Source organism: Gardnerella nova, from assembly GCF_049244055.1.
GTDB lineage: Bacteria > Actinomycetota > Actinomycetes > Actinomycetales > Bifidobacteriaceae > Bifidobacterium > Bifidobacterium vaginale_H.
The window spans coordinates 1,013,073-1,038,055 of record NZ_CP058369.1; the positions used below are offsets into that span (position 1 = coordinate 1,013,073).

Here is a 24,983-nt window from a genome sequence, read left to right on the forward strand (position 1 = left end):
TAATTCCGCTATTTTTTAACGGATCCGAGATGGTGCTGAGTAGCGTGCTCAGTTGCGTCGGAACTGTCGCCGTCGAACTCCCCCGCATCCGCAGAATCAACCAACGCGAGCGCAGCATCCACAAGATCCGGACGCAACGCATCCAACCAGTGGATGCGCGCATCCCTGCCAAACCAGCCCATCTGCTTACGCGCAAGCCGACGCGTTTTCTGCGCAATATCCGCAAAAGCCTCATCCTCGCTCCACACGCCATCCAAATAATCCATGATTTGCTGGTAGCCGAGCGCGCGCGCCGCCGTAACTCCCAAACGCCCGCGAATTTCGCGCACCTCATCCACAAACCCCTGCTCGCGCATAATCTGCGTGCGCAGATTCACGCGCTTGTCCAAATCCTCACGCTGCAAATCCAAACCAATCTGCACGCAATCAATCACGTACTTATACCGCGGAAGCGTGGCGGAATAAGGCTTCCCGGTAAGCTCAATCACCTCAAGCGCGCGAATTGTGCGGCGCGGGTTGCGCGCATCCATGTGAGCAGCCGCAACCGGGTCCTTCCGCTGCAACTCTGCGAAAAGCGCGCCCGCACCTTCCATGCGCTCGCGTGCCTCCAAAGCCGCACGCACAGACTCATCCGTGCCCGGAAAAGTAATATCATCCACGGCGGCGCGCGCGTACAACCCCGATCCCCCAACTAAAATCGGCCGCACCCCGCGCGACTGTAGCTCGCGAATACACTGCCGCGCAAGCATTTGGAAACGCGCCACGGTCATCGTCTCCTCCGGATCGATAATATCCAGCAGATGATGAGGCACTTCCGCCTGCTCCTCAGCGCTCGCTTTCGCCGTGCCAATATCCATACGCCTGTACATTTGGTACGCGTCCGCATTGATAATTTCCGCACGCACCCCGCGCTCGGCTAGTTTTTTAGCGAGCGCAATACCCAGGCCGGTTTTGCCGGAAGCCGTTGGGCCAACTATTGAAATCACTTTCGGAATGTTGTTCTGCTTGTTTTCCGACACGGCACACTCCTCAACTCGCGCAACGCTAACTTACGCAACGCTAACTCACGCAACGCTAACTCACGCAACGCTAACTCGCGCAACGCTAACTTACGCAATCCTAACTTACGCAATCCTAACTTACGCAATCCTAACTCGCGCACATACAAATCTGACTTATCTTAAATATTATACTTTTACCCCACGCACCCGCCGTCTAACGAATCTCAAACACGCTTAGCAGATTCTCGAGTATGATAGTTACTCGTGATACTTGATCGTCATAATCGCGTAAACGCAGCAGAATTGTATGCCCGACTTCACAGCAACGAAGCAATGAACGAGGCAATTAGTGAGCAGGGCGTTGACAATAACGCTAATACAAACGAACATGCGCACGCCCAGCACAATTGCCCCCACTGCGGCAAATCCGACTTCCCAACGCTGCCGGAAGACCAAATCGACGAATTCGTGAACATGATGCAAGTGTACGAAGGCGCAATGTACGAAATCAGCACCAAGCTTGAGATTCTCGACAGCGAGTTTCAAGTGCGCTTCTCCCACGACCCGATTCACCACATGGAACGCCGCCTTAAGTCCGTGCACTCCATTTTTGAGAAGCTGCAGCGTCGCCATCTCGACATTTCCACTCGCTCAATTCGCGACAATCTTTTCGACGTTGCCGGCATCCGCGTAATCTGCAACTATCGCGACGACGTGTACTCGGTAGCGCAGTATCTTTCTAAGCAAACCGACATTCAGGTGCTGCAAGTCAAGGATTATATTAAAAATCCTAAGCCGAATGGCTACCGTAGTTTGCACGTGATTTACGCCGTGCCGGTGTTCTTATCATCGGGCGCGCACTACACGCCGGTTGAGGTGCAGTTCCGCACGATTGCGATGGACTACTGGGCTAGTTTGGAGCACGCGTTGCGCTACAAGGCTGGTTTGCCGGACGCGAAGTTGGCAGAACATTCGCAGACCTTGCTTGATTGCGCGCTGAGTTTGCAGAATATTGAGGCACAAATGCAGGGTATTCACCGCGATATTAATGGTGCGCCTCAAGTTGAGGAAGCGCCTGATCGCAATTCGTGAAGACGCTGCGTAAAGACGCTACGAAAGTATATTTGTGCAAACGTACTAAATTGCTTTACATTTTTTAGCATTTTTTAAGATGATTTAGATAACATGATATGAAAACATTATATTGTTAGCGTCTTGTATCTTTTAAGGAGAAAAATGGCAGATTTGAAACAGCAATTTTATAGTGGCACGCAAAATCCTACTATTATTGACACGCACGCCACGTACGCTTTTGAGGAAGCACAACGCACTTCGGTTGGCCGCACTTATGGCGAGATGACGCTGGGCCTTATTGTTACCGCTCTTACTGCAATGTTCACGCAAACCGGCAACTTTTTCATTAGTTTTATGGTTGCGACGCGCGGGCTTGGTTGGATTCTGCTGGTAGTTGCGCAAATTGCGATTGCTCTTATTATGGGTATTCGCTTGATGAAAATGAGCACCACCACGGTACGCATTTTGTTCTACGCTTACGCAGTGCTGACAGGATTTACTATGAGCACGGTTTTTCTGGCGTTTAGCCTGGGATCTGTGGCTCTCGTGTTCGCGCTAACAGCGGGCTTCTTCCTCTGCTTAACAATGCTTGCGCTTACCACTAAGAAGGACTTGCTTAAGATGGGTCCGATTTTGATGGTTGCGTTGGTGGTGCTGGTGGTAGCGCAGATTATTCTTTCGTTTGTGGCACCTGGCGCTGGAACTTTGCGACTTGTGGCCGCAATCGGTATCATTATTTTCGCTGGACTGACGGCTTACGACGCTCAGAAGACTCGCGCCTTGCTTAATAATTACGCGGATCAGCCGGAGATGGTAAAGAAACTTTCGATTTTCTGCGCTTTCCAGCTTTATTTGGACTTTATTAACATGTTCATTTATTTGCTGCAGTTGCTTGGCGATAATAGAGACTAGCAACGCTAAAACTAACATACGTGTGTTAGTTGCTTAGTTATTCAACCCTGCCGAATCAGTATTTGGCAGGGTTTTATTATGCGCTCTGCACTCCAAACGCGAACGTTACCCACCACCCAAGTCCACAAACGCAGGAGATTTTCCGGCAAATGTTCCACAAAACCACCAAAACAACAACAAACGCCGGAGAAAAAACTCCGGAGAATGTTCCATAATTACGCAAATTCAGCAACAAAACCCGGAGAAAAAACTCCAGCAAATGTTCCAAAAAATGGCCAAAACGCTCGCGCGGATTGCGACGCGCTCGCTTACGAAACTCGCGTTGAAAGTCCCCCGGACTTCCAACTTAAGCGAGTTTCCGCTCCGAATTGCCTTCGCGCGCTACGCTTTAAGCGCTTCGGCAGGTCGTCGCGCAAATTCCGGAGAAAAAACTCCGGCAAATGTTCATGTAGCTTTGCAGTTGTGCTCTGCAGACGTTGAGTATTTGTTGATTAGTGAACTTTAACATTAATGCTCTGCTGACGTTGAGTATTCATTGCCTAGAGAACACTAGCATCAGTGCTGCTGCACGCACCACGCCAGATGCACCTACCACACCAAAAAATAATGGCGGGTGAATTTGCGAGTGGAAGATAGGAACTGCTTGAGCTGTACAAACATTCGTGTGGTAGAGCCTTAAAAGTTTTCGGGCAGAGCAATAAAAGAGGACTGATGGAGCAACATTCATAGAGAACGAAGCAGACATTAGAACCTTTAACAACCAGAGCGACTGAAGGAACGCTCGCGCGGTCTAGGCGCGCTCGCTACGAAACTCGCGTTGGAAGTCCCCCGGACTTCCAACTTAAGCGAGTTCCCGCTCCGAGTTGCCTTCGCGCGCACAATGCTGCGCGAAAGCAGGTCGTCGCGCCTACGATGCTGAAAACTTTCGAGGCTCATAAGAGCAACTATTTACAACACCAGCCAAACACCAGCCAATCCAGCAACAAAACCCAGTTAAAACTCCGGCAAATGTTCCAAAACAGAATACAAAAAGACCCCACGAGTTTCCTCGCGGGGTCTTTGTTAAGCCTTAGCTAATACTTTCAGTTAGAGAAAATACTAGGCAAGAATCTTGGTCACACGACCGGAACCAACGGTACGGCCACCTTCACGAACTGCGAAGGTCAAGCCCTCTTCCATTGCGATGGCCTGGATCAACTCAACAGTGAAGGTTGCGTGATCGCCTGGCTGAACCATCTCAACGCCATCTGGCAAGGTGATAACGCCGGTGACGTCGGTGGTGCGGAAGTAGAACTGTGGACGGTAGTTGGAGAAGAACGGCGAGTGACGGCCACCTTCGTCCTTGGTCAAGACGTAAACTTCGCCTTCGAACTTGGTGTGTGGGGTCACAGAACCTGGAGCAGCCACAACCTGGCCACGCTCAACGTCGGTACGGGTGATACCACGGAGAAGAAGACCAGTGTTATCGCCAGCTTCAGCCTCATCCATCTGCTTGTGGAAGGTCTCGATGGAGGTAACGGTGGTGGTCTGGGTGTCACGCAAACCAACAATCTCAACTGGGGTGTTGATTGGGAGCTTACCACGCTCAACACGACCGGTGACAACGGTACCACGACCGGAGATGGTGAACACATCTTCGATTGGCATCAAGAATGGCTTGTCAAGATCGTGAGTTGGGGTTGGAATGTACTCGTCAACAGCCTTCATGAGCTCCTTGACAGTCTCTACCCACTTGTCGTGATCTGGAGCATCATCGTGCAAAGCACCGTAAGCAGAGGTGCGGATGACTGGGCAGTCGCGATCGAAGCCGTTTTCTTCGAGGAGGTCACGAACCTCTTCTTCGACGAGGTCGATAAGTTCTGGATCATCAACCATATCGCACTTGTTCAAAGCAACGAGGATCTTCGGCACGCCGACCTGCTTTGCGAGCAAAACGTGCTCACGGGTCTGAGCCATAGGACCATCGGTAGCAGCAACCACGAGGATTGCGCCATCCATCTGAGCAGCACCGGTGATCATGTTCTTCACGTAATCAGCGTGGCCTGGAGCGTCCACGTGAGCGTAGTGACGCTCAGCGGTCTGATACTCGATGTGGGCGATGTTGATGGTAATACCGCGTTCCTTCTCTTCTGGAGCGGCATCAATCTGATCGAAGTCATACTGAGGGTTCAGATCTGGATACTCGCCATGCAGCACCTTAGAAATAGCCGCGGTCAAGGTAGTCTTACCGTGATCAACGTGACCAATGGTACCAATGTTAACATGCGGCTTAGTACGCTCGTACTTTTCCTTTGCCATGTGTTTGTCCTCCTGGACGTCTCGTAGTTTGCCTCACACATTTGTGAGAGGTCTTTCGCTACATATTACTGGGTTTCTGGGTTAGGTGCCACTTCGGTGCCAGAACCCAGTCAACGTAGGAAATTCTAGCGTTGACCGGGGACAGAAAACACCGAAGTAGCGTGCGCTTTATTCGCCGCGCTGAGCCTTAATAATCTCGTCCGAAACGGCCTTCGGAACCTCCGCGTAAGAGTCCATCTGCATGGTGAACATTGCGCGGCCCTGAGTCTTGGAACGAAGATCGCCAATGTAGCCGAACATTTCGCTCAGCGGCACCTTGGCGTCGATGACCTTCACGCCGGTTGCATCAGTCATGGACTGGATGTTACCGCGGCGAGAGTTCAAATCGCCCATGACGTCGCCCATGTACTCCTCTGGAGTACGGACTTCGACGGCCATGATTGGTTCGAGAATTACCGGGTTAGCCTTTGGAGCAGCTTCCTTGAAGCACATGGAACCTGCGATCTTGAAGGCCATTTCCGAAGAATCGACATCGTGGGTCTGACCGTCGGTGACGGTAGCCTTGACGCCCACGACTGGGAAGCCTGCCAACACGCCGGATTCCATAGCTTCCTGCACACCTGCGTCGATGGAAGGAATGAATTCCTTGGTGATGTGGCCACCGGTGACTTCGTTGAAGAACTGGTAGGTTTCGCCAGATTCCGTATCGAGAGGCTCGAAGTTCATCAAAACCTTTGCGAACTGACCAGAACCACCGGTCTGCTTCTTGTGAGTGTATTCCTGGTTCATAACAGCCTTACGAATCGTCTCACGGTAAGCAACCTGTGGCTTACCAACGTTCGCTTCAACCTTGAACTCACGGCGCATACGATCAACGATAATGTCGAGCTGAAGCTCACCCATACCGGAAATCAAAGTCTGACCGGATTCTTCATCAGTCTTAACCTGGAAGGTAGGATCCTCGTCAGAAAGCTTAGCCAAAGCCAAGCTCATCTTTTCCTGATCAGCCTTCGTCTTTGGCTCCACAGCCACCTCGATAACTGGATCTGGGAAGGTCATGGATTCCAAAGAGATTGGGTTCTTTTCGTCGCACAAGGTATCACCAGTGCTGACGTTCTTCAAACCAACGAAGGTGTAGATGTTGCCGGCTTCTGCGGAATCTACAGGATTTTCCTTATCAGCGTGCATCTGGAAGATCTTGCCGACGCGTTCCTTCTTGGACTTGGTGGAATCGTACACGGAATCGCCTGGCTTCACTTCGCCAGAGTAAACGCGCACGAACACGAGCTTGCCATAGAATGGATGGGTCGAAATCTTGAAGACCAATGCTGCGAATGGATCGGTGTTCACTGGCTTGCGGTCGATTTCAACGGATTCGTCGCCTGGCTTGAAGCCCTTAATGGATGGAACATCCTCTGGGCTTGGAAGGAAGTCGACAACGGCATCCAACATTGGCTGAACGCCCTTATCCTTGAATGCAGAACCGCAGGTTACAGGGAAGGCCTTACGTTCGATTGTAAGCTTACGAATACCAGCGCGCATTTCTTCTTCAGTAAGTTCGCCGGATTCGAGATACTTCTCAACCAATTCGTCGTCAGCTTCAGCAACCTGATCCATAAGTTCGGCACGATATTCTTCGGCGCGCTCCTGCAAATCTGCAGGAATGTCGACGGTGTCGTAGTGAGCACCCATATCGTCCTTAACGTCATTCCAGACGTAAGCCTTCATGCGAATCAAGTCGACAACGCCAAGGAAGTCGTTTTCAGCACCGATTGGAAGCTGAATAACGAGTGGAGTTGCGCCGAGCTTCTCCTTGATGGTCTTGACGGAGTAGTAGAAATCAGCGCCAAGCTTATCCATCTTGTTGATGAAGCAAATACGTGGAACACTGTACTTATCTGCCTGACGCCACACGGTTTCAGACTGAGGCTCCACGCCTTCCTTACCGTCGAAGACTGCCACAGCACCATCGAGAACGCGCAGGGAACGCTCCACCTCAGCGGTGAAGTCCACGTGGCCTGGGGTATCGATGATGTTGATCTGGTAACGGTCATCAACGTCATGAGTTTGACGCTTCCAGAAGCAGGTGGTTGCAGCAGACTGAATAGTAATACCGCGTTCCTGTTCCTGAGCCATGAAGTCCATGGTAGAAGCGCCATCATGGGTTTCACCGATCTTGTAATTCTTACCAGTGTAGTAAAGAATACGTTCGGTGGTAGTAGTCTTACCAGCATCGATGTGTGCCATAATGCCGATATTACGAACCATATTCAGGTCGTTAAGCACATCTTGTGCCATATTCTTATCCTTAGCTCTTTAAGATACCGATTATCTTGTGGATTACCAGCGATAGTGAGCAAAAGCCTTGTTTGCTTCTGCCATCTTGTGGGTATCCTCGCGGCGCTTCACGGAAGCACCCAAGCCATTGGAGGCATCGAGAATTTCGTTAGCCAAACGCTCGGCCATGGTCTTCTCGCGACGAGCGCGGGAGAAGTCGGTAAGCCAGCGGAGGGAAAGAGTGTTTGCGCGAGCAGGCTTCACTTCGACTGGAACCTGGTAGGTTGCACCACCGACGCGGCGGGAACGAACCTCGAGGCTTGGACGAATGTTGTCAAGAGCGCGCTTCAATACGGAAACTGGCTCCTGCTCGGTCTTTGCCTTCACCTGCTCAAGAGCGGTGTAGACGATGTTTTCTGCGATGGACTTCTTACCATCGAGAAGAATCTTATTAATCAACTGAGCCACGACGGTCGAGCCGTAGATTGGATCAGGAAGCAGCTGATGCTTTTTTGCAGGTCCTTTACGTGACATGTTTTACTTCGCCTTCTTTGCTCCATACAGGGAACGACCCTGCTTGCGGTCCTTGACACCCTGGGTATCGAGCGCACCACGCACGATGTGGTAACGAACACCTGGGAGATCCTTCACACGGCCACCACGCACGAGCACGATGGAGTGCTCCTGCAAGTTATGACCTTCGCCTGGAATGTAGGCGGTTACTTCAATACCCGAGCTGAGGCGCACACGAGCAACCTTACGAAGCGCAGAGTTTGGCTTCTTAGGAGTGGTGGTGTACACACGGGTGCACACGCCACGACGCAGCGGGCTACCCTTCAAGGCCAAAGTCTTTGACTTCTTCGGCTTGGCCTGACGTCCTTTGCGGACAAGTTGTTCAATCGTAGGCAACTTAAGTTCTCCGATTCATTGATATGTTCTGTTTGGTGAAAACCGCCACACTGCAGCACACCTTAACGCATGAATCGGTTAAAGAGTAAAAGCCACAGTCCACCGGCCCGATGGCCCTCGCACCTCCAGCCACGCATTACTGCGCACTATCTTTGGCACTTGGGATATCCCAACCCGCACGCCTATTACATAAGGCACGCCGTTGGCACACACGAATTACTATTATACAGCAAGCTGAGACAATATTTATTACCGCTATATTCTCGCTTTACTCCCGCTATATTCTCACCTATATTGTTCTGTTATTTAAGAATCGGTCGCACCGGAGCGGACACGTCGAGACAATGTTTGTCACCAATTTTGCTTGGATCGTCAATAATTTTGGCAACAATTGCCTTCTTTAGCGCAAGTTGCGAAGAATTACCCCATACGATAGTGCGGTGCACTCCCCCCAATTCCGTCTCCACCGAATCCTGCGTTTTTGCAATCACCTGCGTCACTCTTATACGCAAAGATTCCGGCAGCGAACTTACAATTTTCACCGCTTCTAACACTGCACGACTGCGCAAACTGCGATCAATATTACTCACTTCAATTACCGGTATGCCTTGGGTGGAAGCGTGCGCTACCGCATTAAGCACGCGCCCTTGGGCATCAACCGCCGTAAGCTTGCTTTCTCCGCGAGTCTTTAACATCGCTGCAGGACGTTGCGCGCGCACGATAATTTGCAAGCTTTGCGGAAATTCTTTGTTTACTTTTGCCTCGGTTACGCCTGGAATATCGTTGAGTTGTCCGATTACTTCCTGCGACGACACCAAAAATAGTGATTTGTCTACTTGCGTTGAAGCAATAGAAGCAATTTTTTCTTTGCTTACCCATTCGTTAGAACCGGAAATACTGATATTGCTAGCTTTTAGACGAAATACGGGCGAGAAGAACAGCAGCCACGAAAGTGCGCAAACCGCTACGAGAATAAGCACTATGGTTACGACTCGACGAACAGTGAAGTGCAAGTAAGCCGACTTTTTTTCTTGCAACCGTTCACGAAAATCAATAATGCGAGGTCGCGTAACCATGCCAAGCGAGCCGGAAGTCTGATTTAACGTTTTTTTCACGAAGTCCAAACCTGGCAGTCGCCTTGCGTCTACAAACTTTCCTTGGCGCTGGTTTGAAGGATGGTTATTGGCAACTACGCGATTGCTCAAAGAAGGCTGATTTTCGGCAGTCGAATCTTGCTTAATTGCAGATTGCTTAATTGCAGATTGCTTAATTGCAGCTGTTTTCGAGGAGGCTTTTCTGTTTGATACGACTCTATTATTGCTGTTATTGTTTTTATTATTGTTATTATTCTTATTATTCGATACAGCTTTTTTATTTGATACGTCTTTTCTATTCGATACGTCTTTTCTATTAGACGCAACTTTCGAATTCGAAACAAACCTTTGTTGCGCAACTGATTTTTTTCGTATCGCAACTCGCGCGGTAGTAGTTTTTACAACACCAGTTTGAGACCGGCTGATTTCGCGTTGCTCATCGGTTTGCGCTAAATTAACGCTGGAAACGGCACGAGGGTGCGGTTTTTTTGCAGCAGCATCGTCTGATTTGCTCACCACCACGCGTCCCATGCCGTTACCTTTCACAACGATTATTTGGTATCCACCATATTCTATCAGCAAGCGCACGTCTATCACGCACGCAAGCCTTGCCAATCAGCCGCAGCCTACAGCGCTTCTAGCATAACAGCAGTCATAGCGGTAATACTCCCCGCGCCGACAGTTAGCAACACATCGCCAGCGCTCGCACGCGCCACCAAACGCAACGCAGCCTCGCGCATATCTTCCACCGCTTCCATTGGCGTGGAAAGCCCCTGCGCACGTGCGGCATCAACAATGGTCGACGCATGTATGTCAGCAAAATCTTCCTGCTTTTCGCGAGCCGGGAAAATGCCCGTAACAATCACATCGTCTGCAAGTGCCAACGCCTGAGCGAATTGGTCGGCAAAAGAGCGCGTGCGAGAGAACAGATGCGGTTGGAATAGCACGCGCAATTGGGCGGAAGGATACCGTCTGCGAGCTGCGCGAAGTAACGCAGCAATCTCAGTTGGATGATGTGCGTAGTCGTCCACAACCGTTACGCCGTTAACACATCCGCGAATATCAAAGCGACGAGACGCACCGCGGAAACTTGCCGCACCTCGCGCAGCATCCTCCGGATTCATGCCGAGCAACACTGCAGCAAGAATCGCAGCCGAAGCGTTGCGCGCGTTGTGTAATCCTGGAATAAGTAAGCTAACTTGCACTTTGCGAGCATTATTATCGGCTAGAGCTTCCGGCAAAACAAGCGTAAACACTTCCCTTCCGCTACCAGCTTGCTCAGTTTCATGGTCGATTGCAGCGAACATTGCTAACTTTTGTACGCGCGCACTCACCTTTGATTTCCAAGTATTTTCGTCACCATAGGCAACGCTTATGCGCAAAGTTGAATCCGGCATCGCCTCAAGCACTTGACGAGCGCCATCGTCGTCAGCGCATATAATCACGTTGTTTACAGCGTGACTTACGTGTTCGCAGAATGCTTCGCGATAGTGTTCGCTGGAACCGTAGTGGTCTAAATGATCCGCTTCTGCGTTCGTTACGATTGCGATTGCTGGACGATATTTTTCAAAGCTTCCATCGGATTCGTCGGCTTCGGCAACCATAACGCTGCCCTTGCCTGCGTGACCTCCGTCGATAACCGCACCGTTTGCCGCTTGTATCGAGCCGCCGATAGCGTAGCTTGGATCCGCAAGTTCTCCCGTTCCTGCGGTGGTAAGTATGTGCGCGAGCAGTGAGCTTGTAGTGGTTTTGCCGTGGGCACCCGCTACCGTAACTCCGCGCTTGTTGGCAAGCAGTAACGCAAGAATATCGCTGCGGTGAACGAGTTTTACCCCCCGTTCGTATGCAGCTACGATTTCTGGATTGTTCGGTTTAATAGCGCTTGAATATACGAGTATGTCGGCATGTTCGACGTGGGAAGAATTTTGTCCAATTGCTACTTCAATACCTAGCGTTTCTAAATGTTGAGTGTGGTCGTTTGCTTCCCTATCGCATCCGCTAACGCTTACGCCTTCTTCGTGGAGCATTTCCGCTAGTACGCTCATGCCGGCTCCACCGATGCCGATGAAATGCACTCTCCCGAGCGTAGTGACGCTTTGAGAATCGTCAAATGCCGCTTGTATAGGGTTCAAATTAATACGATTGCACACCGTACCCAACGATGAAGCAGCATTACTAGTATCAGTCGTCATAATCCCCACCTTCACTTACGACTCCAAGAATACGCTGTGCCATAACGTCTGCAGCGTTGCGAATTCCGTAGCTCCACGCTTGCTTACGCATCGTTTTAAGACGATTCACATCTTGCAGCAACGTCAATCCTTCTTCACGCAACCATTCTGCAGTAAAGTCGGCATCCTCCACCATTATGGCGCCGCCAGCGTCAACTACAGGCTGCGCATTAAAACGCTGCTCACCGTTGCCAATTGGAAGCGGCACATACACTGCAGGAAGTCCCAATGCCGAAATTTCTGCCACCGTTCCAGCACCAGCCCTGCATATAACTAAATCTGCACACGCAAAAGCCCAGTCGATTCTTTCTAAATATTCTGCAATATGGTAGTCACCCAATCCTGCATGTTCCGGTTTAATATCGTTTATTTGCGATTGACCCACTTGTTGCGCAACAATATTGCGAACTTCTTCCGCTTTTGCGCGGCCAGTTAAGTGAATTACTTGCGCATGCTGCAGCATGTCGCTTGCGGCGCCCGCTACAGCCCGATTAAGGCTTTGTGCTCCTAAAGACCCGCCGGTTACGAGAATAATTGGTCGTCGAGGATCGACACCGAGTTTGTAGGCACCTTCCATGCGCGCAGCATCGCGATCTTCCTCAAATTTTTCGCACAGTTGCGCAATAGCTGGTCGAAGCGGCAATCCGACTCGCTCCACTTCGACACCTTTGCGAGCGCGCAAACCCGTGGTATCGTACACCGTTCCCACTTTGGTTGCCCAGCGAGCGCCCAGCCTGTTTGCCATGCCAGCTTTTGCGTTTTGTTCGTGAACAACGATCGGAATATGCTGCGCGTGAGCTTGAGAGTACACGGGGGCTGCAGCGTAGCCGCCAAAGCCGACAACAATATTTGCTTTTCGTTGCGCTAATATGTCGCGAACTTTGCGTTTTTCACGCAACCAACGAATAGGAAAAGTAAGAGCAGCCATATTTGGTTTACGCGGGAACGGCACTTTTTCGATAGTGTCGAGTTCGTAACCGGCCTGCGGAACTAAAGTACTTTCCAAACCAACTTTTGTGCCGATTACACTAATATTTGCTTGAGGCGCACGTTTTTTCAACGCGTCCGCGACGGCCAGCAGCGGGTTGACGTGTCCCGCAGTGCCCCCTCCTGCGAGAACAATATGCACGTCGCGCTGGTTGTTATTGTTAGTGTTCATAACTTGCCTCTTGTTGTTCTGTTGCCGCATAAGCGTGCTACTATTTTGCTACTATTTTGCTACTTTTAGCTGCGGGTTTTCTCGCATAAGACCATCCGCCACACCAACCGCAACAAGACACATCACTAACGACGATCCTCCTGCAGAAACGAACGGCATAGGAACGCCCATAACCGGCAGCAACTGTACTACTACCAGAATATTTACTAATCCTTGCCCTACGATCCAGGTGGCAATACACATTAAGGATATGGAAATAAATTTAGATTCCGCTTGCAATGCTGAGGACATCATGCACCAGCCAATCACGATATACAGTAAGACTACTGCGGCCGCCACGAGGAATCCCATTTCTTCGCCGATAATAGCGAAAATAAAATCGTTGTGCGCGTACGGTAAATAATTCCATTTTTCTCGAGAATTGCCGATACCTACGCCAAGTAATCCGCCGGAAGCCATGGCGTACTGTGCGTGAATTGCTTGGAAGCACACACCTCGGGCAGCTTTTGCGTCGCATCCGTGGAGTGTTGCGAGAATACGACGCATACGGTTTTGGCTTGTTAATACCAGAAGCGCCACCAGCACTACTGCTACAGCGATACTTCCTACCAGCCAACGCGTTGGGAATCCGCCGAGATAGAACGCTATTAAAGCTATGAAAATAATAATTAGGGCGGTTCCAAGATCCTTGCCAGCAATAACGAGCAGCAGGGATAGGCCGAGTCCTGCAGCTGCGGGAATATACGCGCGCATTTGCACACGTTTATACGCTTGCTTTGCTGCAAGTAGCGCTACTGGAAGCCAAATACATAAGGCGAGTTTCGTAATTTCGGCAGGCTGCAACGTAATAGGTCCTATTGATATCCAACCTGCGTTACCGTTCACCTCGCGTCGAAGTCCCGGCACAAAGGTGAGGAACTGTGCCACTGCAGAAACCGTATAAATAACGGCGATGTAGCGACGATAGTACGAAATAGGAAGTCGAGAAGCAAAAATGTAGCCTATAGCTCCCAAAATGCAGTAAAGCGTTTGGTTGACACCCTGGCCCCACGGTGCTGCACCGTACGTAATCATGGTGACTGAGGAGCTTGAGAACACCATAAATAAGCCGAAAATCGAAAGTATCACTACTGATACCCGCATGCCGTATAAACACCACAACGGGTTAATGAAACTTCGCCAGCCCATGTATTGGCGCAATGATGAATCTTGCGAACTATCAGACGAGACTTGACGAGAGGCGGCGGCTTTACGAGAGGCGGCGTTCTGAACAGAAGATTGAGGCGCAACAGCGGCCGCGCCACTTGCTTTTCGCGACGCCAGCTTGCGAGCGCGAGTATTATTACCACGCACCAAATTCTTTAAGGCGCCTAACCACCGCTTCGGATTACTGCTGTTGACTACCATGATCGTGCACCCATCGTTGAGATTCTTGAGCAAAGCGATTGCCGCGATCCGCGTACGAAACGAACTGATCCATAGAAGCGCAAGCTGGCGCCAGCAACACCACATCCCCCGGCTGCGCATAGCTTCCAGCGGCCTCCACCGTCTGACGCATAACCGCTTCACCGAATGAAGAATTTGCTGAAATAAGCGAACTGTTCTCAACCTTACTGAGCACGCAATCGCTAACTTTCGCATAAGACTCAACGCCAGATCCGTCAGGAGCAACAATCGTTACAGGCATATCCGGCGCGGCCGCGTGAAGCGCCTCAACAATCGGACGCTGATCTACACCAATCACCACTGCAGCTTTCATAACGTGACGCTGCTTAGCTACCAAATCTTCAAAATGGCCGCCTTTCGCCAAGCCGCCAGCAATCCAAACAACTGAATTATCTGCAAAACTTGCTAAAGAAGCCGCAGCCGCATGCGCATTCGTCGCCTTAGAATCGTCCACAAAACGAATCGCATGAGCAACATCACCATCTGCGCAAGGAAGCGTTGCCACAGTTTGAATACGATGCCCGCCAGGAGCAAATTGAACCAACGCCGAAACAGCAGCCTCAACATTACCGGTTAAGCCAAGAGCCAACGCCAAAGCCGTAAGCGCATCAGCCAACAAATGCGGATACACCGTGCCATCAGGCTCACACAAGTGCTGCAAATCCCGCAACGCCACAATGCGCTGCGGCTTGCCAGCAACACCCCCAGCGACGCCACTGTTATCAACAATCCAACCGTCTTCAACACCAATTTCCCCAGCTTGAGGCGCGTCTAAAGTAAAACCAATACGCTTGCATCCTTCCGACACAATCGCCGCAAACGCCAAAGCTTTAACCCGCTCGTCCTGAGCGTTATAAACTAAAGCTTTACGCACGTTATTAAATACTTTCGACTTGTCGTAAGCGTACGCTTCCATACCACCATGCCAATCCAAATGGTCAGCAGCAATATTAGTGATAGCAGCACAATCGAGCGCCAAAGAATCAGTAAAATGAAGCTGGAAGGAGCTTAATTCCACACACAGCGCATCGTGTTCAGGTTCCAAAGCAGCGTGAGACACAGACTTTCCAATATTTCCCACGGCAGGAGCGTTCAAGCCACAAGCGGTGAGCATAGCAGATGTCATTTCCGTAGTAGAAGTTTTACCATTCGTGCCGGTAATACCAATCCAGTAAGCAGGCTGATGCGTACGCTCCGTAGCAACACGCACTCGCCAAGCCAACTCAACCTCACTCATAACAGGAATATTGCGTTTAGCAGCCTCGAGTAAAAATGGCGTACGCGGATTAAAAACAGGTGACGTCACCACAGCATCAATACTCGACCAGTCAATTGCAGAAAAGTCGTGAATATCCGCTTCAGGCTTACACTCATCCGCCGTAACAGGTGACGCACCAACCGCACGCAACACTGACACAGCACCGCGACCAGAAACGCCAAGACCAGCCACGAGCACGCGACGGAACGCAAAAGCACCATCACCAGCATTAGTTTGAGATGCGATTTGAGATTCGATTTGAGATGCGAAAGACGAATCATAATGAGACGTATTCATATTACTGCCTTCTTGATGCTTCCTTACTTAAGTTTTAGTTAAGTCTTACGTAACTTAAGTCTTACGTAAGACTTAACTAAGTCTTAATTAAGCCTTACGTAACCCTTACTTAAATCTTATTTAAGTCTCACCAGACTTACCTAAGATTTCTTACGTCTTACCAACAAACCAAACATTGATTAAATCAACAATCCTGAGCGCCCAGCCCAATCGGCGTAGAAAATCATCAACGCCGACAGCACAAACATAAGCTCAATCATCCAGAAACGCACCACAACCTTGGTCTCTGTCCAACCTAAAAGTTCAAAATGATGGTGAATAGGAGCCATCTTAAACACGCGCTTATGCGTCAACTTAAAGAAACCAACCTGAATAACATCGCTCGCCGCTTCCAAAACAAACAAGCCACCCAAAATAACCGCCAAAAACTCAGTGTGCGTAGCAATAGAAAGTGCCGCAAACAAGCCGCCCAAAGCTAAGGAACCAGTATCACCCATAAACACTTGAGCAGGGTTGGAATTAAACCACAAAAAGCCGAAGCACACAACCGCAGCACACACGGCAATAATAGTTAAGTCGAGAGGATCGGAAACGGCGTAAGAGAAACCAAAATGACCGCCACCGCGCACATGATAACTTTCCCAAAAAGCAATCAAAGCGTAACCGGCGAAAGCAATCATAGACGAGCCAGTAGCTAAACCGTCAAGACCGTCAGTCAAATTAACAGCATTAGACCAAGCCGCAATAAGGAAATTAACCCAAATAATAAACACGACTATGCCAGCAAACTTGCCAAGAACAGAAAAATCAAGGAAAGGACGCTCAATAAAACTCATACCAGCTTGAGCGCTCGCAATACCAGACTGTGTAGGGAGCAGCAACGCTAACAGCGCGTAAATACTAGCAAAAATAATCTGTCCAATCAGCTTAGCATGCACCGAAAGGCCCAGATTCTGCTTCTTACGAACCTTAGCAAAATCATCAATAAAACCAAGCAAACCCATGGAAAGCATGGCAAACAGCACAAGAAATGCCGACCAGGAAGGAGTGCGTCCCATTGACAAGTAGCGGTACAACGCGGAAGCCGCCCAGCCAACAACCACGGCAAGATTAATAACCACACCGCCCATGGTTGGAGTGCCACGCTTAATAAGATGCGTTTGAGGACCGTCTTGACGAATATACTGACCGTAGTGCAAACGATGCACCAAACGAATAAGCAGTGGTGTGCCAACAATCGTCACCACGAGCGACACCACGATTCCAACAATAAGCGCAATCACCGCTTAAACCTCCGTTTTACTGTTACGCTTGCCTTTAGTCTTATTTGCGAGCAGCACTACCAGCAGGCAGTAATGTTGCCCAACGCTCAGCCAACACGCTCAAACCTGAAGCATGCGATCCTTTCAATAACACCACGCTACTCGGATGTGCAGCCACCAACTTCCACACTACAGCATCCGCAGCCTCAGCACTATGCACAACATGCAACGCATCATCAGCACTAAGGACCTTATGCTGCCAGTCTTGACGCGCACCGCTCACTATGCACTGGGCAAGATGATCCAATGTTGCATCAGTTTGCGAACCAACCGCCACCACAGCGTCGACACCGGCATGAGCAACATACGAACCAATCTTCTCATGCAACTCGTCTTCACTGCCACCAAGTTCAAGCATAGAACCGAGTACAGCAATACGGAACAGTTGAGAAGAATCACGCCCGTCAGCACGCTCATACGCGCACAAACCGTCAATACCAGCTTTCATGGAATCAGGATTGGCATTAAACGAGTCGTCAATAAGCGTGAACTGCTCACCATTGTTATGCACTGTGCTCAGCTGCATACGGTGAGGACTAATATGCGCAACTTGCGAAAGAACGTCAGCAATATTACGAAGATTCATGCCCAGCAAGCGCGCAACATTTGCCGCGGCAAGCGCGTTCATAACATTATGCGCACCCGGCAAAGCGAGATGCACCTGGATTTGGCAAGTATCATAAGAGTTTTCGCTAGTATTTGGAGCCTCGCTAGTATTTGGAGCCGATTTTGCACTAAAGTTACGTTCCGTAAGAGTAAAAATCGGTTTTCCTAACGAATCCAACGCAATATCGCTAGCGCACAACTGATACTCACCAGCAGCCGCAGCTTCCAACAATCCGTCGCTAGTATTTTTACCAAACCAACGAGCGTGCTGCTTATCAACCAAATTAGCCATGGCACTAACGCGCGTATCGTCAGCATTCAACACCGCTATGCCATGCGGCACAAGACCGCGAACAATCTCACTTTTTGCTTGCGCAATACGCTCAACGGAACCAAACTCACCCAAGTGAGCTGTACCTACTTTCAGCACGACAGCAACGTCAGGAGGAGCAATATTCGTAAGCGCTGCGATTTCACCAACGTGATTAGCGCCCATCTCCGCCACTAAAAATCGCGTCTTATCGTTCACTTGCAAAGCTGTAAGCGGCAAACCAATTTCGTTATTAAACGAACCGACAGGAGCCACCGTTTCCCCAATAGTGCTCAGCAGAGCATGCAACATATCTTTCGTAGTTGTTTTACCAACTGAACCCGTAATACCAACAATCGTAAACGGATTATCGGAAGCACGACGAAGACGCAAATTATATTGCGCAAGCAACCCCAACGCTTCAACGCAATTATTCACCACAATCTGCGCTATATCTACGCCGTCAACAATATGCTCAACAATAGCAGCAACAGCGCCGGAATTCTGCGCACTGGAAACATAATCGTGCCCATCTACGCGCTCACCAACCATTGCCACAAAAACAGAACCTTGCTTAACTTGACGAGAGTCGCTACACGCCGAAGTTACAGTATCGTCAGCATTGCCGCCACTAAGCTCTCCATTCACCGCTTTCGCAATATCGCCAACGGTCATCGGCATCATGTGAACATGATCCACAAAACTCATACATCCTCCAAACTACAAACTCACACGACTTGCACAGCAACTATGCGTGCAACAAAATCGCGAAATTACATATACTAACGCAACTCGTGAGAAACTCGCAACGCACTTTTAATGGTTCCCCGACGCACGCCAGCAGCCAACACCATTGCAATAGACAAGGAAAGGTGTCGGTGCACATCTTTGCCACCAATTTGATCAGCTAAAGCAGCTAATTCGTCGGAATCGGCTGAACGAGTGACGCAATACGCATGATCCCTGCTGCAAAAACCGTAGCGTTGACGCAAAGAATAAAAACTCATGGTTGGAGCAGCTGGCGGCAAATCGAGCAGAGAAGTGGTAGTTGTCAGTGCCGCAACTGCAGGTAATGTGTCAGAAGAAACTTTTTCGACTTGGGAATCACCGCTTGGTTGAGAGGCGCTTTCCACAGAAGCAGACGCGGCCTGAGAAGCAGTAGGCTCGGCTTGCGCAGAATCAACAGTCGAAGAATTAGATTGGGAAGAAGTAGACGGCTCAGTTGATGTAAGCTGCACGGTTGGAACAGGAGGTACGGCCGAAACTGGCGCTTTTAATGAAAGCTGCTCAGTCGCCTTAGTATTCGCTGTTGCGTATCCAGACGAAGATGCATCCTCTGCTGCGCGATGCGTCTGCTCAGCACCCAACACATCAATATTTACTGACTGTAACGCATTCTTCGACAGCGTCGCCGAATTTAACGCAATAACAACGGCCGCCGCACCGTCTTCCACGCAAACCGACAGCACATGCTGCACGTCGGCAATATGAAGCGGATACTGCAACGACAACTCACGCTGCAAAGAACTCGAACCAGCGTCGCTAATAATGCCAACTGGATTGCCAAGCATGTGCAAAAAGTCAGCCAAACGAATCACGTTGGCATGAATATCGTCGTCGTCATCACCAGCAACGGCAAAAGTTGCAACGCACGAAGAAGGGTCCGCATTAATATCGCAAGCAAGTTTCCCAAGAGCCACTGGATTCACCGACGAAACCAGCAAAGGCATCCCCAATTCCGCAGCCTCAGAACGCAACTCCGGAGTCACCAACGCAGCATAAGCACCTGCATCGCGCGCAGCCTCAAGCTGACGGCGATCAATATGGCCAATCGGCACATACAAGCAGCCTGGCCTCACCTTACGCACATCGTGAGCAATCGAAGTAATAGTTACGTCCGCAGCGAAAGCCGGCACTACTTCAAAACCGTAGTTTTTAGCAGCAAAACCTAACGTAACCCTAGTTCTTGAATATTCATCAACCGCGTTCATCTAACACCCTACTTCGTTACTATAGCAGCACTGCTGACGTGGACTAATGCAAACGCACTCACTGTCACCAATTAATTGGGGCTGGATTCGTGCGAGGAGCGGAAGCTGGAATATCATACTTTTGCATAAGAAACTCGCCAATTGCCTTGAACAGTGGGCCTGCCGTTACAGCACCATACACACCTTGAGGATCACGCAACACAACCGTAATCACGAAACGAGGATTATCCGCAGGAATGGCACCAGACCAGTCGCTGATATTCGAGGTGAGCTTGCCGTCAGGACCAGCAACCTCAGCGGTACCACTTTTTGCAGCAACGCGATAACCATCTATAGCAGTGTAATTATGGTAGTGGTCGCCTGAATTCTCCAAAGCGTTCATCATGTCGGCCGCAACGCTCTCATCCAAAACTCGCGTTGCCTCCGGACGTTTAGATTTGGTCACATGACCGTTAGAATCTATAACAGACTTCACTAAGGTTTGACGTAACTTAACACCTTTATTTGCAATAGTCGCCATAGCGTTCGTAATTTGCAAAGCGTTCACAGCATAACCCTGACCAAACAGTACCGTTTCCTTCTTACGGCCATCCCACGATTCCAAGCTAGGAAGCAGACCACGAGATTCACCCTGCAAATTCAAGCCGGAATACTGTCCTAAACCAAACTTAGCGATGTATTCGTAACGCTTATCAACCGGGTAAGTTTCACCGGCCATAATCATACCGACGTTGGAAGATTCCGCTAGAATGCCAGCAAGAGTCAAGTTTTCTGCGCCGTGATCGAGTGCGTCATGGTAACGCTGACCATTCTTAACAATAGAGTTAGGAACAACAAAGCGATCGCTCAGCTTACGCGCTCTCGTTTGCAACATACCCGCCAAAGCAAAAGCCTTTCCAATAGAACCAGGCTCAAATGTTTGGCTCACCGCACGAGAAACATTCACCTTAGCTTCAGTACTGCCAGCGGTAATATCGTCCGTATCTTCCAAAGCGAGAATCTCACCAGTGTGCACGTCCTGCACAACAGCAATACCCCACTTTGCTTTATACTTTTCCTTACCGTCGAGAAGCACTTTCTTAACGTACCAATCCACGTCGCTATCAATAGTGAGCTTAATATCACTACCGTTTACCGCAGGCTTATATTCGGTAACAGTGCCCGGAATCTTTTCGTTTCCAGCATTATTGCCTTGGTAGCGCTGGTAACCGTCCACGCCGTTCAATGTTGAATCGTGCGCAAGCTCAAGTCCCGTAACACCAACCTCACCTCTACGGTTTTTCACATCCTTACGATTCACTTCATCTGCACTGGTGACGGCACCAATAAGCGAACCAAGAATTGGTCCACTCGAATACACGCGCTCACTACTTTCTTCTGCATAAATGCAGCCAGACAAATTCAACTTATCAATAGCACGTTTCACTTCTGGAGTAACGTTGCGCTTAAGTAAAGCGTAACGGCCGACACCAGCCAACTTCCCGCCAATTTCAACAGAGCTCATATGCAGCAGCGGAGCAAGCAGACGAGCAACCGCCACAGCGCCCGTACCTTCAACCGGCTTACCATTGAGAATATGACAGTTATGCTCGGTCTGTTTCGTGCAAGGAGTAGGTTTAAAAGCTTGAGCATTCAACGGGTCGCCAATAATGTTGTAACGCTCAACACTCTGTGCCAAAACGGCGCCGTTCGCGTCGAGAATACGACCGCGACGAGCAAGAATTGGGCGCACGCGACTACGCTCAGCCTGCGCTGCCTGTGCGGTAGAACGTGCGTTAATCAGCTGGATAAAACTGAGCTTTACAATTGCGCACGAAGCGAGAATTGCAAAAACTATAGCGATAACAGTGCATTTGCTTACAAATGTCTGCTGCTGGGCGAAACGTTGTTTGATTAAGTGGCGCATCAATGTTTCTCCTGTATTGCTGATTGTTGTTGGTTTTGATTGTTTTGATTGCTTTGTTGGTTTTGTTGGCTTTGTTGGCTTTGATTGCTTTGGCTACTTTGGCTGCTTTGTTGCGAAGATTGCTGCTTTTCGTCATGACGATCCGCTTTCTTACGCTCAGCTTCACCATTCTTACGTTTCGCAGCGTAATCACTTAAGTCAATCGCAATAGAACCCTGTTGCGGAACCATACCCATTTCTTGAGCCTTCGCAGGAAGTTCAGCTTCAAGCGTGTCGAGCTTAGCCTGCGTAGTTTCAACGTCTTGACGCAACCGCGCAATACGAGACTGTACGGCAGTCTGTTCAAAAGAAATCTCAGCCATTTGCGTACGAAGCATAAGGGATGACAACAACGTCACAACCATAAAAATCACGATAATAACGCAATTAATAAGCGGAACCTTACGCGTATTACTCCAAGCCATAACCCGATGGAAACGCTCAGAAACACTCGAAGCGTGAGCCTTACCTGCTTGAAAAGCTGAAGTAACTGAATTATGCGAATAATCTTTACGAGTTGCGGCATCTTTCACACGACCAGCCGGAGCTGAAGCAGACGAAGTTGAACGCAAAACACGACTTTTCATGCCAATAACCATGTCAGCGCACCTCCTTTTGAGATGCTCTGCCAGCAGCATCCTCAAGTCGCGCGATCCAACGATGAGGAATAGGACGAACCAACTCAACAGCGCGCAAACGCACAGAAGAAGAACGCGTATTACGCGCCAATTCTTCTTTCGAAGCCTTCAACGCACCCCGTGTAAGTGCCGCAAAGAACGGCTGCGCACCGTCAGGAACTACCGGCATATTCGCAGGAACGTCAACCGTTAAGCCCTGGCTCATAAAACGCTTTACTGTAGTATCTTCTAACGAATGGTAAGACTCCACTACAAGACGACCATGCGTACGTAAGTGCAATGCAATCTTAGGAAGTGTACGCTGAAGCTTATCTAATTCGCCATTAACTTCGATGCGCAACGCTTGGAACACACGTTTTGCAGGATTACCTGTAGCACGATGAGCTTTAGGAATAACGTCGTCAACTAATCGCACAAGCTGACTGGAAGTAGTAAACGGCTGGGACTGACGCGCCTCAACAATACGACGCGCAATAAGCGATGCGAAACGTTCCTGTCCATACTCGCGGAAAATCTTAGCTAACTCACGAACGTCGTAAGTTGCCAAAATAGTTGCAGCAGTAACAGATTGCGTGGTATCCATGCGCATGTCGAGAGCAGTATCGTGCGAATACGAAAAACCACGATCAGCCTCATCGATTTGCAAACTTGAAAGACCTAAATCCATAAAAGCTGCGTCAATGCCGTCAATATGGTTCTCGCGAAGCACTTCGTCGATGTCGTCAAAGGCAGCATGCGCCGGAATAAAACGCTGCTCGAGTCCTTCACTACGCATGCGCTCAGTCGCCAACGCAAGTGCTTCAGCATCGCGATCGATTCCAATAAGCGTGGCGGAAGGTGCCGCCTTCAAAAAAGCGGTGGCGTGGCCGGCAAGACCAAGCGTGCAATCCACCACGATTGAGCCTTCATGCTGCAAAGCGGGAGTGACTAAATCGACACAATCTTGCAATAATACTGGCGCATGAATGGAGGTAATAGCGGTAATATCAGTCTTCACATCAGCCATCACATCACCGCCGGAAGTACATCGTCGGCAATATCCGCATAACCTTGCTCACGATCCGCAAGATATGCTTCCCAAGCCGACTTATTCCAAATTTCCGCGCGCGTACCAACACCAATAACAACTATTTCGTCACCTAAACTGGCGTAATCTCTGAGCATTGGCGGCACAACAATGCGACCTTGTTTATCCGGCTCTTCGTCAACCGCTCCAGAAAGAAACACGCGTAAATAATCGCGAGCGGACTTATTGCTCATAGAAGTGTGCTGGATTTGAGCGGTCATGCGCTGAAACTCAACCATAGGAAGTACGTAAACGCAACGTTCCTGCCCGCGAGCCATCACAAAACCGCCGCCAAGTTGCGCACGGAATTTTGCCGGCAACGCAACACGGCCTTTATCGTCAATTTTCGGAGCATAAGTACCGAGCAAAATAGGGGTTTGCAGTTGGGAGACGGATTGCACTACGGGTTGCTGCATTACAGGCTGCATTACAGGCTGCGCAATTCCCGGCTGGACAGATGTCATAGGCATAGTTGCGCACTGAGCAGCTTGATTAACCACGGCAGAAGGAGATGAGTAAGAAGCCGAGGTTGGCACTTGCTGTTGCAGCGAGGACATTGCAGTTGGTTGCGTTGCGTTTGGCACAGCATAATAAACCTGATTAATTGGCTGATTAATTGGCTGATTGAGCTGCGCCTGAATAGGCTGAGAATATGATTGCTGCGGAATTTGCGCCGACACCGACCCTTGCAGTGGCATCTGCGTAGGTTGGGAAACGTTTGATTCTGCAGTTGATTGAGCCGGATTTTGGCAACGTTGAGATGAAGTATTGGCTTGATTTTGCGGTTGCTCTTGAGCAGCACGACGCACCATACTCCACCTCCTTAACTCAACATGCACTATGCCGTATGCACATTACTCACCACTCTACCCCATTTCTCCCCAAAAATCCCCACTTTTTACAAAATTAACCACAAAATTACTAAAAATCGGCAAAACGCTGCAAACGCAAAACAATACAAAAGGAATCAAACTGCTTTAATAACAAACAAACACAACGCTCGCTCTGTCAAAGCGCAAACGAAAGACCCTAACGCAGCGCGACGACTGCACCAGTGTCCCAAAACAAGCAAAATGAGACCCTAACGCAGAACGCCAACTGCACGCGGGTCCGAAGAACGGGATTAAGAGACACTAGCGCAGCGCGCCA

At 49.7% G+C, this 24,983-nt stretch carries 21 protein-coding genes; 4 read left to right on the forward strand and 17 right to left on the reverse strand.

The genetic code is table 11. From position 1 onward, the window contains the following. Positions 1–8: 8 nt before the first annotated feature. Positions 9–1,019, reverse strand: coding sequence for a tRNA (adenosine(37)-N6)-dimethylallyltransferase MiaA (gene miaA, locus HXT56_RS04180; RefSeq protein ID WP_421777821.1), 1,011 nt, complete (start codon positions 1,017–1,019; stop codon positions 9–11). Here miaA and HXT56_RS04185 point away from each other — a divergent pair. The 4 genes from HXT56_RS04185 (at position 994) to HXT56_RS04200 (ending at position 3,492) form a co-directional block, all read left to right on the forward strand. Then, on the forward strand, positions 994–1,239 hold the full coding sequence (locus tag HXT56_RS04185; protein ID WP_421777822.1) for a pentapeptide repeat-containing protein: 246 nt from the start codon (positions 994–996) through the stop codon (positions 1,237–1,239). The two genes, miaA and HXT56_RS04185, sit on opposite strands and share 26 nt — an antisense overlap. Before the next feature lie 26 nt (positions 1,240–1,265). Then, on the forward strand, positions 1,266–2,093 hold the full coding sequence (locus HXT56_RS04190) for a GTP pyrophosphokinase (RefSeq protein ID WP_116711943.1): 828 nt from the start codon (positions 1,266–1,268) through the stop codon (positions 2,091–2,093). Between the two features lie 144 nt (positions 2,094–2,237). Further along, the gene (locus HXT56_RS04195; protein ID WP_116711944.1) at positions 2,238–2,987 is read left to right on the forward strand and encodes a Bax inhibitor-1/YccA family protein; all 750 of its coding nucleotides are present in this window, start codon (positions 2,238–2,240) and stop codon (positions 2,985–2,987) included. A 259-nt stretch (positions 2,988–3,246) separates the two neighbouring features. Beyond that, positions 3,247–3,492, forward strand: a complete 246-nt coding sequence (locus tag HXT56_RS04200) for a hypothetical protein (RefSeq protein WP_421777823.1) — start codon at positions 3,247–3,249, stop codon at positions 3,490–3,492. A 593-nt stretch (positions 3,493–4,085) separates the two neighbouring features. Here the strand turns inward: HXT56_RS04200 and tuf are convergent. The 16 genes from tuf to mraZ all read right to left on the reverse strand — a co-directional run bounded on the left by tuf (position 4,086) and on the right by mraZ (position 24,646). Beyond that, complete coding sequence (tuf, locus tag HXT56_RS04205; protein WP_116711945.1) at positions 4,086–5,285, reverse strand: elongation factor Tu; 1,200 nt, start codon at positions 5,283–5,285, stop codon at positions 4,086–4,088. Between the two features lie 168 nt (positions 5,286–5,453). Then, on the reverse strand, positions 5,454–7,583 hold the full coding sequence (fusA, locus tag HXT56_RS04210; protein WP_116711946.1) for an elongation factor G: 2,130 nt from the start codon (positions 7,581–7,583) through the stop codon (positions 5,454–5,456). Between the two features lie 42 nt (positions 7,584–7,625). Next, positions 7,626–8,096 carry a 30S ribosomal protein S7 gene (gene rpsG / locus HXT56_RS04215; RefSeq protein ID WP_075523050.1) on the reverse strand — a complete coding sequence of 157 codons (471 nt, stop codon included), beginning with the start codon at positions 8,094–8,096 and terminating at the stop codon, positions 7,626–7,628. Positions 8,097–8,099: 3 nt separating this feature from the next. Beyond that, complete coding sequence (gene rpsL / locus HXT56_RS04220; protein ID WP_003813881.1) at positions 8,100–8,471, reverse strand: 30S ribosomal protein S12; 372 nt, start codon at positions 8,469–8,471, stop codon at positions 8,100–8,102. Positions 8,472–8,773: 302 nt separating this feature from the next. Continuing rightward, positions 8,774–9,742, reverse strand: a complete 969-nt coding sequence (locus HXT56_RS04225; RefSeq protein ID WP_421778486.1) for a cell division protein FtsQ/DivIB — start codon at positions 9,740–9,742, stop codon at positions 8,774–8,776. A gap of 449 nt (positions 9,743–10,191) precedes the next feature. Beyond that, positions 10,192–11,757: a UDP-N-acetylmuramate--L-alanine ligase gene (murC, locus tag HXT56_RS04230; protein ID WP_421777824.1), complete on the reverse strand. Its 1,566-nt coding sequence runs from the start codon at positions 11,755–11,757 to the stop codon at positions 10,192–10,194. Beyond that, positions 11,747–12,955, reverse strand: a complete 1,209-nt coding sequence (gene murG / locus HXT56_RS04235; protein ID WP_421777825.1) for an undecaprenyldiphospho-muramoylpentapeptide beta-N-acetylglucosaminyltransferase — start codon at positions 12,953–12,955, stop codon at positions 11,747–11,749. The genes murC and murG overlap by 11 nt, the downstream gene beginning before the upstream one ends. 51 nt (positions 12,956–13,006) lie before the next feature. Then, the gene (locus tag HXT56_RS04240; protein ID WP_349815763.1) at positions 13,007–14,143 is read right to left on the reverse strand and encodes a putative peptidoglycan glycosyltransferase FtsW; all 1,137 of its coding nucleotides are present in this window, start codon (positions 14,141–14,143) and stop codon (positions 13,007–13,009) included. Positions 14,144–14,342: 199 nt separating this feature from the next. After that, positions 14,343–15,956, reverse strand: a complete 1,614-nt coding sequence (gene murD, locus HXT56_RS04245) for a UDP-N-acetylmuramoyl-L-alanine--D-glutamate ligase (protein WP_421777826.1) — start codon at positions 15,954–15,956, stop codon at positions 14,343–14,345. 179 nt (positions 15,957–16,135) lie between these two features. Beyond that, a complete protein-coding gene (gene mraY / locus HXT56_RS04250; protein WP_116711951.1) occupies positions 16,136–17,239 on the reverse strand; it encodes a phospho-N-acetylmuramoyl-pentapeptide-transferase in 1,104 nt (367 codons plus the stop codon). 40 nt (positions 17,240–17,279) lie between these two features. Continuing rightward, positions 17,280–18,902: a UDP-N-acetylmuramoyl-tripeptide--D-alanyl-D-alanine ligase gene (locus HXT56_RS04255; protein ID WP_421777827.1), complete on the reverse strand. Its 1,623-nt coding sequence runs from the start codon at positions 18,900–18,902 to the stop codon at positions 17,280–17,282. 74 nt (positions 18,903–18,976) lie between these two features. Further along, the gene (locus tag HXT56_RS04260) at positions 18,977–20,185 is read right to left on the reverse strand and encodes a UDP-N-acetylmuramyl peptide synthase (protein ID WP_421777828.1); all 1,209 of its coding nucleotides are present in this window, start codon (positions 20,183–20,185) and stop codon (positions 18,977–18,979) included. Between the two features lie 64 nt (positions 20,186–20,249). Beyond that, positions 20,250–22,091 carry a peptidoglycan D,D-transpeptidase FtsI family protein gene (locus tag HXT56_RS04265; protein ID WP_421777829.1) on the reverse strand — a complete coding sequence of 614 codons (1,842 nt, stop codon included), beginning with the start codon at positions 22,089–22,091 and terminating at the stop codon, positions 20,250–20,252. Further along, positions 22,091–22,729, reverse strand: a complete 639-nt coding sequence (locus HXT56_RS04270; protein WP_421777830.1) for a hypothetical protein — start codon at positions 22,727–22,729, stop codon at positions 22,091–22,093. Before HXT56_RS04270 ends, HXT56_RS04265 begins: the two co-directional genes overlap by 1 nt. Position 22,730: 1 nt before the next feature. After that, entirely contained in the window at positions 22,731–23,774 is a 1,044-nt protein-coding gene (gene rsmH, locus HXT56_RS04275; protein WP_421777831.1) for a 16S rRNA (cytosine(1402)-N(4))-methyltransferase RsmH, read from the reverse strand. Continuing rightward, positions 23,774–24,646, reverse strand: a complete 873-nt coding sequence (gene mraZ / locus HXT56_RS04280; RefSeq protein ID WP_421777832.1) for a division/cell wall cluster transcriptional repressor MraZ — start codon at positions 24,644–24,646, stop codon at positions 23,774–23,776. The genes rsmH and mraZ overlap by 1 nt, the downstream gene beginning before the upstream one ends. Positions 24,647–24,983: the final 337 nt, after the last annotated feature.